Origin of the sequence: Quisquiliibacterium transsilvanicum (assembly GCF_014202215.1) — a bacterium.
Classification (GTDB): Bacteria; Pseudomonadota; Gammaproteobacteria; order Burkholderiales; family Burkholderiaceae_E; genus Quisquiliibacterium; species Quisquiliibacterium transsilvanicum.
In genome coordinates this window covers 627,780-635,978 of the sequence record NZ_JACHGB010000003.1, presented here as the reverse complement: position 1 = coordinate 635,978, position 8,199 = coordinate 627,780, and the positions used below count along the sequence as shown (strand labels likewise).

Annotated in this window: 17 protein-coding genes; all 17 read left to right on the top strand. The window is 64.1% G+C overall.

Annotated elements, in window-relative coordinates; all coding sequences use genetic code 11:
• On the top strand, nt 1-585 hold a 585-nt coding region (locus HNQ70_RS09495; protein ID WP_246434853.1), incomplete at its 5' end, for an EF-Tu C-terminal domain-related protein.
• 39 nt (nt 586-624) lie between these two features.
• On the top strand, nt 625-936 hold the full coding sequence (gene rpsJ, locus HNQ70_RS09490; protein WP_183966681.1) for a 30S ribosomal protein S10: 312 nt from the start codon (nt 625-627) through the stop codon (nt 934-936).
• 188 nt (nt 937-1,124) lie between these two features.
• Nucleotides 1,125-1,775 carry a 50S ribosomal protein L3 gene (rplC, locus tag HNQ70_RS09485; RefSeq protein WP_183966679.1) on the top strand — a complete coding sequence of 217 codons (651 nt, stop codon included), beginning with the start codon at nt 1,125-1,127 and terminating at the stop codon, nt 1,773-1,775.
• An 8-nt stretch (nt 1,776-1,783) separates the two neighbouring features.
• Complete coding sequence (gene rplD / locus HNQ70_RS09480; protein WP_183966677.1) at nt 1,784-2,404, top strand: 50S ribosomal protein L4; 621 nt, start codon at nt 1,784-1,786, stop codon at nt 2,402-2,404.
• Nucleotides 2,401-2,697 carry a 50S ribosomal protein L23 gene (gene rplW, locus HNQ70_RS09475; protein WP_183966675.1) on the top strand — a complete coding sequence of 99 codons (297 nt, stop codon included), beginning with the start codon at nt 2,401-2,403 and terminating at the stop codon, nt 2,695-2,697. Before rplD ends, rplW begins: the two co-directional genes overlap by 4 nt.
• Nucleotides 2,697-3,515 (top strand): 50S ribosomal protein L2, encoded by an 819-nt coding sequence (rplB, locus tag HNQ70_RS09470; protein WP_183966673.1) that lies wholly within the window; start codon nt 2,697-2,699, stop codon nt 3,513-3,515. The genes rplW and rplB overlap by 1 nt, the downstream gene beginning before the upstream one ends.
• Before the next feature lie 21 nt (nt 3,516-3,536).
• Complete coding sequence (gene rpsS, locus HNQ70_RS09465) at nt 3,537-3,812, top strand: 30S ribosomal protein S19 (RefSeq protein ID WP_183966671.1); 276 nt, start codon at nt 3,537-3,539, stop codon at nt 3,810-3,812.
• 10 nt (nt 3,813-3,822) lie between these two features.
• The gene (gene rplV, locus HNQ70_RS09460) at nt 3,823-4,152 is read left to right on the top strand and encodes a 50S ribosomal protein L22 (protein ID WP_183966669.1); all 330 of its coding nucleotides are present in this window, start codon (nt 3,823-3,825) and stop codon (nt 4,150-4,152) included.
• Nucleotides 4,153-4,171: 19 nt separating this feature from the next.
• Nucleotides 4,172-5,071: a 30S ribosomal protein S3 gene (rpsC, locus tag HNQ70_RS09455; protein WP_183966662.1), complete on the top strand. Its 900-nt coding sequence runs from the start codon at nt 4,172-4,174 to the stop codon at nt 5,069-5,071.
• Nucleotides 5,072-5,082: 11 nt separating this feature from the next.
• Nucleotides 5,083-5,499, top strand: a complete 417-nt coding sequence (rplP, locus tag HNQ70_RS09450; RefSeq protein ID WP_183966660.1) for a 50S ribosomal protein L16 — start codon at nt 5,083-5,085, stop codon at nt 5,497-5,499.
• A gap of 32 nt (nt 5,500-5,531) precedes the next feature.
• Nucleotides 5,532-5,726, top strand: a complete 195-nt coding sequence (gene rpmC, locus HNQ70_RS09445) for a 50S ribosomal protein L29 (protein WP_183966658.1) — start codon at nt 5,532-5,534, stop codon at nt 5,724-5,726.
• The gene (rpsQ, locus tag HNQ70_RS09440) at nt 5,723-5,992 is read left to right on the top strand and encodes a 30S ribosomal protein S17 (protein WP_183966656.1); all 270 of its coding nucleotides are present in this window, start codon (nt 5,723-5,725) and stop codon (nt 5,990-5,992) included. Before rpmC ends, rpsQ begins: the two co-directional genes overlap by 4 nt.
• Before the next feature lie 210 nt (nt 5,993-6,202).
• On the top strand, nt 6,203-6,571 hold the full coding sequence (gene rplN / locus HNQ70_RS09435) for a 50S ribosomal protein L14 (RefSeq protein ID WP_183966653.1): 369 nt from the start codon (nt 6,203-6,205) through the stop codon (nt 6,569-6,571).
• A 12-nt stretch (nt 6,572-6,583) separates the two neighbouring features.
• Nucleotides 6,584-6,901 carry a 50S ribosomal protein L24 gene (rplX, locus tag HNQ70_RS09430; protein ID WP_183966651.1) on the top strand — a complete coding sequence of 106 codons (318 nt, stop codon included), beginning with the start codon at nt 6,584-6,586 and terminating at the stop codon, nt 6,899-6,901.
• Nucleotides 6,902-6,931: 30 nt separating this feature from the next.
• Nucleotides 6,932-7,471 (top strand): 50S ribosomal protein L5, encoded by a 540-nt coding sequence (rplE, locus tag HNQ70_RS09425; protein ID WP_183966649.1) that lies wholly within the window; start codon nt 6,932-6,934, stop codon nt 7,469-7,471.
• Nucleotides 7,472-7,481: 10 nt separating this feature from the next.
• Nucleotides 7,482-7,787, top strand: a complete 306-nt coding sequence (rpsN, locus tag HNQ70_RS09420) for a 30S ribosomal protein S14 (RefSeq protein ID WP_183966647.1) — start codon at nt 7,482-7,484, stop codon at nt 7,785-7,787.
• 13 nt (nt 7,788-7,800) lie between these two features.
• Nucleotides 7,801-8,196, top strand: coding sequence for a 30S ribosomal protein S8 (gene rpsH, locus HNQ70_RS09415; RefSeq protein WP_183966645.1), 396 nt, complete (start codon nt 7,801-7,803; stop codon nt 8,194-8,196).
• Nucleotides 8,197-8,199 lie beyond the last annotated feature (3 nt).

Sequence of the window (8,199 nt, the reverse complement as noted above, 5' to 3'; positions counted from 1 at the left end):
CCGACGCCCGAGCGTGCGGTGGACGGTGCGTTCCTGATGCCGATCGAGGACGTGTTCTCGATTTCGGGCCGTGGCACGGTGGTGACGGGGCGGATCGAGCGCGGCATCGTGAAGGTTGGCGAGGAGATCGAGATCGTCGGGATTCGTCCGACGGTGAAGACGACCTGCACGGGCGTGGAGATGTTCCGCAAGCTGCTTGACCAGGGTCAGGCGGGCGACAACGTGGGCGTGCTGCTGCGCGGCACGAAGCGCGAGGACGTCGAGCGTGGTCAGGTGCTGGCCAAGCCGGGTTCGATCACGCCGCACACGGAGTTCGAGTGCGAGGTGTACGTGCTGAGCAAGGATGAGGGCGGTCGCCACACGCCGTTCTTCAACAACTACCGTCCGCAGTTCTATTTCCGCACGACGGACGTGACGGGCTCGGTGGTGCTGCCCGAGGGCGTCGAGATGGTGATGCCGGGCGACAACGTGAAGATGGTGGTGACGCTGATCGCCCCGATCGCGATGGAGCAGGGTCTGCGCTTCGCGATCCGCGAGGGTGGCCGCACCGTCGGCGCCGGCGTCGTCGCCAAGGTCATTAAGTAATCACGCGGCCCTGCCGCAGCGTTCTTTGAGAGACACAACATGACAAGCCAGAAGATCCGTATCCGCCTCAAGGCCTTCGACTACAAGCTGATCGATCAGTCGGCGGCGGAAATCGTGGAAACCGCCAAGCGCACCGGTGCAGTGGTGCGTGGCCCGGTGCCCCTGCCCACCCGGATCGAGCGCTATGACGTGCTGCGCTCGCCGCACGTCAACAAGACCTCGCGCGACCAGTTCGAGATCCGCACTCATCAGCGGCTGATGGACATCGTCGAGCCGACCGACAAGACGGTCGATGCGCTGATGAAGCTGGACCTGCCGGCCGGTGTCGACGTCGAGATCAAGCTTCAGTAGGGCGGCAAGCAGGTCCGTCACGCTGCGCGCTTGCCGCGCGGCGCAAGTCGGGCTACAATAGTCGGCTTTCCCGGCCCTGCTGCACTGCAAGCGGGGCGGAAACGAGGAAACCTCCCGGGCAAATGCGTGTCTCGCACGTGCCCGGGGCATTAACACCCGGCCAATCGCAGCTGGGATCGGAGATAACAATGAGCCTTGGCCTTGTGGGACGCAAGGTCGGCATGATGCGCATCTTCACGGACGATGGTGATTCCATTCCCGTGACTGTGCTCGACGTGTCGAACAACCGCGTCACCCAAATCAAGACCGTCGAAACCGACGGATATTGCGCCGTGCAGGTGGCCTTCGGCCAACGCCGCGCGTCGCGCGTCACGAAATCGCAGGCCGGACACTTCGCGAAAGCGGGCGTCGAGGCCGGCAGCGTGCTCAAGGAGTTCCCGGTGGCGCCTGCTGCGCTCGCCGAACTCAAGCCCGGCGCCGTCATCGGCGTCTCCCTGTTCGAGGCTGGCCAGAAGGTCGACGTGGCCGGCACCTCGCACGGAAAAGGCTTTGCGGGCACGATCAAGCGTCACAACTTCGCCTCGGGGCGTGCGTCGCACGGCAACTCGCGTTCGCACAACGTGCCGGGTTCCATCGGCATGGCCCAGGATCCGGGCCGGGTTTTCCCCGGCAAGCGGATGGCCGGTCATCTCGGTGCCGTTGCCAAGACCGTCCAGAACCTGGTGATCGCCCGCGTCGACGCGGAGCGTCAGCTCCTGATGGTCCGGGGCGCGGTTCCCGGTGCGAAGAACGGCAACGTCGTCGTCACGCCCGCCGTGCGTGTCGCGGCCAAGGCCTGAGGAGCATCATGGAACTGAACCTCTTGAACGATCAGGGTCAGCCCGCCGCGAAGGTCGAGGCGCCTGACACCATCTTCGGTCGCGACTTCAACGAGCCGCTGGTCCACCAGGTCGTCGTTGCCTACCAGGCCAACGCACGCAGTGGCAACCGCGCGCAGAAGGATCGCAGCGAAGTCCGTCACTCGACGAAGAAGCCGTGGAAGCAGAAGGGCACCGGCCGTGCCCGTGCCGGCATGACCTCCAGCCCGCTGTGGCGTGGCGGCGGCCGGATCTTCCCGAACTCGCCCGACGAGAACTTCACGCACAAGGTCAACAAGAAGATGTACCGGGCGGGTGTCTGCTCGATCCTGTCGCAGCTCGTGCGCGACAACCGCCTGGCGGTGATCGAGAGCCTGTCTGTCGATTCGCCCAAGACCAGGCTGCTTGCGCAGAAGTTCAAGGCGATGGGGCTCGATTCGGTGCTGCTGATCACCGACAACCTCGATGAGAACCTGTTCCTCGCTTCGCGGAACCTGCCCAACGTGCTGATCGTCGAGCCGAGGTACGCGGATCCGGTGTCGCTGGTGCACTACGGCACGGTGCTGATCACCAAGCCGGCGCTGGCTCAGGTCCAGGAGATGCTGGCATGAATCAGGATCGTCTGATGAAAGTGCTGCTCGCGCCGATCGTGTCTGAAAAGAGCACGATGGTTGCGGACAAGAACAACCAGGTGACGTTCCGCGTGATGCAGGACGCCACCAGGGGCGAGGTCAAGGCTGCGGTCGAGCTGCTCTTCAAGGTGCAGGTCGAATCCGTTCAGGTGCTGAACGCGAAGGGCAAGGCCAAGCGCTTCGGCCGCTTCGACGGGCGCCGCCGGAATGTGCGCAAGGCCTACGTCAGCCTTGCGCCCGGCCAGGAAATCAACTTCGCGGAGGCCCGGTAATGCCTGTCGTCAAGACCAAACCGACCTCGCCGGGTCGGCGTTCGATGGTGAAGGTGGTCACGCCCGAGTTGCACAAGGGGCGTCCGGTCGCCGCGCTGGTCGAGCCGCAGATCCGCGGCTCCGGGCGCAACAACCTCGGCCACATCACCACCCGTCACAGGGGCGGTGGCCACAAGTCGCACTACCGGATCATCGACTTCAAGCGCAACAAGGACGGAATTCCGGCCAAGGTGGAGCGCCTGGAGTACGACCCGAACCGCAGCGCGCACATTGCCCTGTTGTGTTACGCGGACGGTGAGCGCCGCTACATCATCGCGCCGCGCGGCGTGTCGGCCGGCGAGACGCTGATGAGCGGTGCCGAGGCGCCGATCCGGGCGGGCAACACGCTGCCGATCCGCAACATTCCTGTCGGCTCGACGATCCATGCGATCGAAATGCTGCCGGGCAAGGGCGCGCAGATCGCGCGTTCGGCCGGCGTCTCCGCCCGTCTGCTGGCGCGCGAAGGCACTTACGCCCAGGTCCGCCTGCGTTCCGGCGAGATCCGCAAGGTGCACATCGAGTGCCGTGCGACGCTGGGCGAGGTCGGCAACGGCGAGCACAGCCTGCGCACCATCGGCAAGGCTGGTGCGAACCGCTGGCGCGGCATTCGCCCGACCGTTCGCGGCATCTGCATGAACCCGGTCGACCATCCGCACGGCGGTCGTTCGAACGGCGGTGGCCATCCGGTCTCGCCCTGGGGCACGCCGACCAAGGGTTACAAGACCCGTCGCAACAAGCGCACTGACACGATGATCGTGCAGAAGCGCGGTCGCAAGTAACGGGTGAAGGACGAATAAGCTATGGCACGTTCAGTAAAGAAGGGGCCCTTCGTCGATGCCCACCTGCTGCGGAAGATCGACGCTGCGGTTGCCACGAAGGACAAGCGGCCGATCAAGACCTGGTCGCGCCGCTCCACGGTGATCCCCGAGTTCATCGGGCTGACGATCGCGGTGCACAACGGCAAGCAGCACGTTCCCGTGTACATCAACGAGAACATGGTCGGGCACAAGCTCGGCGAGTTCGCGCTGACCCGCACGTTCAAGGGACACGCCGCCGACAAGAAGTCTCGGCGCTAAGGGGTAGACGATGGAAACTCAAGCATCGCTGCGCGGGGTCCGCCTGTCGGCCCAGAAGGGACGGCTCGTTGCCGATCTCGTTCGGGGCAAGCCGGTCGAGCAGGCCCTGAACATCCTGACCTTCTCGCCGAAGAAGGCCGCCAAGATCGTGAAGAAAGTGCTCGAGTCGGCGATTGCCAACGCCGAGCACAACGACGGCGCCGACATCGACGAACTCAAGGTTCGTACCATCCACGTAGAGAAGGGCGCGTCGCTTAAGCGCTTCCAGGCGCGCGCCAAGGGCCGCGGCTGCAAGATCGAAAAGCAGACCTGTCACATCTACGTCAAGGTCGGCAACTAAGGGCGATCGGAAGGAAATCATGGGACAGAAAATTCACCCGATTGGGTTCCGGCTTTCGGTCAGCCGGAACTGGGCCTCGCGCTGGTACGCCAACAGCAGGCTCTTCCCGAAGATGCTCAACGAGGATCTGCGTGTTCGTGAGTACCTGCGTCGGAAGCTGAAGAACGCATCGGTCGGCCGCGTGCTGATCGAGCGTCCGGCGAAGAACGCTCGCATCACGATCTATTCCGCGCGCCCCGGTGTCGTCATCGGCAAGAAGGGCGAGGACATCGAGCTGCTCAAGTCGGATCTCACCAAGCTGATGGGCGTGCCCGTGCACGTCAACATCGAGGAGATCCGCAAGCCCGAGACCGACGCGCAACTGATTGCCGACTCGATCACCCAGCAGCTCGCGAAGCGGATCATGTTCCGTCGCGCCATGAAACGCGCGATGCAGAACGCGATGCGCCTCGGTGCCCAGGGCATCAAGATCATGAGCTCTGGCCGTCTGAACGGTGCGGAGATCGCGCGGGTCGAGTGGTATCGCGAAGGTCGCGTGCCTCTCCACACGCTGCGCGCGGACATCGACTACGGTTTCTCGGAGGCGCTGACCACCTACGGCATCATCGGGGTCAAGGTCTGGGTCTACAAGGGCGACACGCTCGGCCGGAACGACGCCCCGCAGGGCGCCGAGAAGGAAGCGATGCCGGAGCGCGAGGATCGCCGTGGTCGTCGTGGTCCTCCCGGCGGTCGTCCGGGCGGCCCTGGTGGCAGGCCGGGCGCCCCCCGCCGTCGCGCCGATGGCGAGGCGGAAGGCAAGGACGCCCCCGAGAAGAGCGCCGGGGCGGAGGACGCAGCGAAGGGTGCGGTCAAGCGCGTGCGCAAGGCCGCCGGGCCGTCGACCGGTGCTGCACCGGCCGAGAACAAAGCTGGCGAATGAAGGAGTGAGTGATGCTTCAACCAGCTCGACGCAAGTATCGTAAGGAACAGAAGGGCCGCAACAAGGGTCTCGCGACCCGCGGCGCTTCTGTGGCATTCGGTGAATTCGGCCTGAAGGCCACCGGTCGCGGCCGGCTGACGGCGCGTCAGATCGAGGCGGCTCGTCGCGCGATGACCCGTCACATCAAGCGCGGTGGCCGGATCTGGATCCGGATCTTTCCGGACAAGCCGATTTCGAAGAAGCCGGCGGAGGTCCGCATGGGCAGTGGGAAAGGCAGCGTGGAGTACTACGTCGCCGAGATCCAGCCCGGCAAGGTTCTGTACGAGATGGACGGTGTGAACGAAGCACTGGCGCGCGAGGCGTTCGCGCTCGCGGCGGCCAAGCTGCCGATCGGCACTGTTTTCGTCAGCCGCATGGTCGGCGCCTGAAGCGGCGTCGGCGGAACGATACGAGGGCATAGATGAAAGCCACCGAACTGCGCGCCAAGGACACCGAGGCGCTGACCAAGGAGCTCGGCGAGTTGCTGCGGGCGCACTTTTCGCTGCGCATGCAGCACGCGACCCAGCAACTGTCGAACATCAGCCAGCTGCGCAAGACCCGTCGCGACATCGCGCGGGTGCGCACCGTGCTCAACCAGAAGGCGGCAGCGAAATGAGCGAAGCCGATTCCAAGACCGTCGCCAAGCGTACGCTGGTCGGTCGCGTGGTCAGCAACAAGATGCAGAAGACCGTCACTGTGCTCGTCGAGCGCAAGGTCCAGCATTCGATGTACGGCAAGTACATCGTCAAGAGCACGAAGTACCACGCGCACGCCGATTCGCCGCTGAACGAGGGCGACACGGTCGAGATCGCGGAAGGTCGCCCGATCTCGAAGACGAAGTCCTGGCGGGTGACCCGCCTCGTCCAGGCCGCCGTCCTCTGACGGTGTGGTGCAGGCGGGTTTTTCCGCCTGCACTTGCGGTGTAGTTGAAAAACAGGTTATAATCTTCTTCTTCCGGTATTGCGAACGACCCAGCGTCGCAGCGAGCCGGAACTCAACCCGATAACGGGACCAAGACTGACCGCAATCGCGGATGTGCCGGGCGCTGTGCCCGGGGCGGCGCGCGCGGATTAAGTTGGGACGGAATTAGCGATGATTCAGATGCAGTCGACGTTGGACGTCGCCGACAATACCGGCGCGCGTTCAGTGATGTGTATCAAGGTGCTGGGTGGATCCAAACGCCGGTATGCCGGTATTGGCGACATCATCAAGGTGACCGTCAAGGAAGCCCAGCCCCGCGGTCGCGTCAAGAAGGGCGAGATCTATGCGGCCGTTGTCGTGCGCACCGCCAAGGGCGTTCGACGCCCGGACGGTTCGCTGATCAAGTTCGACAACAACGCCGCCGTCCTCCTCAACAACAAGCTCGAGCCGATCGGCACCCGTATCTTCGGGCCGGTCACGCGTGAGCTGCGCACCGAGCGATTCATGAAGATCGTCTCGCTGGCGCCTGAAGTTCTGTAAGCGGGGGCTTCGATGCAAAAGATTCGCAAGGGTGACGACGTGGTCGTCATCGCAGGTCGCGACAAGGGCAAGCGCGGCACGGTCGTCGCGCGTGTCGATGAATCGCACCTGCTGGTGGAGGGCGTGAACCTGGTGAAGAAGAACCAGCGCCCGAACCCGATGAAGGGGCTGACCGGTGGCATCGTCGAGAAGACCATGCCGATCGACCAGTCGAACGTGATGCTGTTCAATCCGGGCACCGGCAAGGGCGATCGGGTGGGCATCAGGACGCTCGAGGGCGGGGAGAAGGTTCGCTTCTTCAAGTCCAATGACGAGATCGTGAAGGCTTGAGGCCTGCGCGATGCTTAAGGGATAACTGACATGGCTCGCCTGCAACAGCAATACCGCGAGAAAATCGTCGCCGACCTGATGACCAAGTTCGGGTACACGTCGGTGATGCAAGTGCCGCGCATCACGAAGATCACGCTCAACATGGGCGTTGGCGAGGCGGTTGCCGACAAGAAGGTCATGGACCACGCAGTGGGCGACATGACCAAGATTGCCGGGCAGAAGCCGGTGGTGACGAAGGCCCGCAAGCCGATCGCCGGTTTCAAGATCCGCGAAGGCTATCCGATCGGCTGCATGGTGACGCTGCGCGGCACCCGCATGTATGAGTTCCTCGACCGCCTGGTCACGGTGGCGCTGCCCCGGGTTCGCGACTTCCGCGGCATCTCGGGAAAGGCCTTCGACGGGCGTGGGAACTACAACATCGGTGTGAAGGAACAGATCATCTTCCCCGAGATCGAGTACGACAAGGTCGATGCGCTGCGCGGTATGAACATCAGCATCACGACCACTGCCAAAACCGACGACGAAGCGAAGGCCTTGCTGGCCGCGTACCGCTTCCCGTTCCGCAACTGAGGGTTATTTAATGGCCAAACTCTCGCTCATCAATCGCGAGCTCAAGCGCGAGGCGATGGTGAAGAAGTTCGCGCACAAACGTGCCGAGCTGCAGGCAGTGATCGGCGACCAGTCGCGATCGGAGGAGGACCGCTACCAGGCGCGTCTGAAGCTGCAGCAGCTTCCCCGCGATTCGAGCCCGGTGCGGCTTCGCAATCGCTGCGAGCTGACCGGTCGTCCGCGCGGCACTTATCGCAAGTTCGGGCTGGGGCGCAACAAGCTGCGCGAGGCGGCAATGCGCGGCGATGTGCCGGGCATCGCCAAGGCCAGCTGGTAACGAGGAATTCAACATGAGCATGAGCGATCCGATCGCCGACATGTTCACGCGCATCCGCAACGGCCAGCGCGTGGATAAACAGGCAGTGTCGATGCCGTCGTCGAAGCTTAAGGTGGCGATTGCCCAGGTCCTGAAGGACGAGGGCTACATCGACGGTTACTCGGTGAAGGCCGAGGGGGCCAAGGCAGAACTCGAGGTCCGGCTGAAGTACTACGCCGGCGCCCCGGTCATCGAGCGCATCGAGCGCGTCTCGCGCCCCGGGCTCCGTATCTACAAGGACCGGCACTCGCTGCCGCAGGTGATGAACGGCCTGGGCGTTGCAATCGTGACGACCTCGCAGGGCGTGATGACCGATCGCCGTGCGCGCGCCAACGGCGTCGGTGGCGAAGTCATCGGCTACGTCGCCTAAGGA

Coding starts and splice junctions, on each gene's coding strand:
- rpsJ (WP_183966681.1), top strand. CDS start 625: ATGACAAGCCAGAAGATCCGTATCCGCCTCAAGGCCTTCGACTACAAG.
- rplC (WP_183966679.1), top strand. CDS start 1,125: ATGAGCCTTGGCCTTGTGGGACGCAAGGTCGGCATGATGCGCATCTTC.
- rplD (WP_183966677.1), top strand. CDS start 1,784: ATGGAACTGAACCTCTTGAACGATCAGGGTCAGCCCGCCGCGAAGGTC.
- rplW (WP_183966675.1), top strand. CDS start 2,401: ATGAATCAGGATCGTCTGATGAAAGTGCTGCTCGCGCCGATCGTGTCT.
- rplB (WP_183966673.1), top strand. CDS start 2,697: ATGCCTGTCGTCAAGACCAAACCGACCTCGCCGGGTCGGCGTTCGATG.
- rpsS (WP_183966671.1), top strand. CDS start 3,537: ATGGCACGTTCAGTAAAGAAGGGGCCCTTCGTCGATGCCCACCTGCTG.
- rplV (WP_183966669.1), top strand. CDS start 3,823: ATGGAAACTCAAGCATCGCTGCGCGGGGTCCGCCTGTCGGCCCAGAAG.
- rpsC (WP_183966662.1), top strand. CDS start 4,172: ATGGGACAGAAAATTCACCCGATTGGGTTCCGGCTTTCGGTCAGCCGG.
- rplP (WP_183966660.1), top strand. CDS start 5,083: ATGCTTCAACCAGCTCGACGCAAGTATCGTAAGGAACAGAAGGGCCGC.
- rpmC (WP_183966658.1), top strand. CDS start 5,532: ATGAAAGCCACCGAACTGCGCGCCAAGGACACCGAGGCGCTGACCAAG.
- rpsQ (WP_183966656.1), top strand. CDS start 5,723: ATGAGCGAAGCCGATTCCAAGACCGTCGCCAAGCGTACGCTGGTCGGT.
- rplN (WP_183966653.1), top strand. CDS start 6,203: ATGATTCAGATGCAGTCGACGTTGGACGTCGCCGACAATACCGGCGCG.
- rplX (WP_183966651.1), top strand. CDS start 6,584: ATGCAAAAGATTCGCAAGGGTGACGACGTGGTCGTCATCGCAGGTCGC.
- rplE (WP_183966649.1), top strand. CDS start 6,932: ATGGCTCGCCTGCAACAGCAATACCGCGAGAAAATCGTCGCCGACCTG.
- rpsN (WP_183966647.1), top strand. CDS start 7,482: ATGGCCAAACTCTCGCTCATCAATCGCGAGCTCAAGCGCGAGGCGATG.
- rpsH (WP_183966645.1), top strand. CDS start 7,801: ATGAGCATGAGCGATCCGATCGCCGACATGTTCACGCGCATCCGCAAC.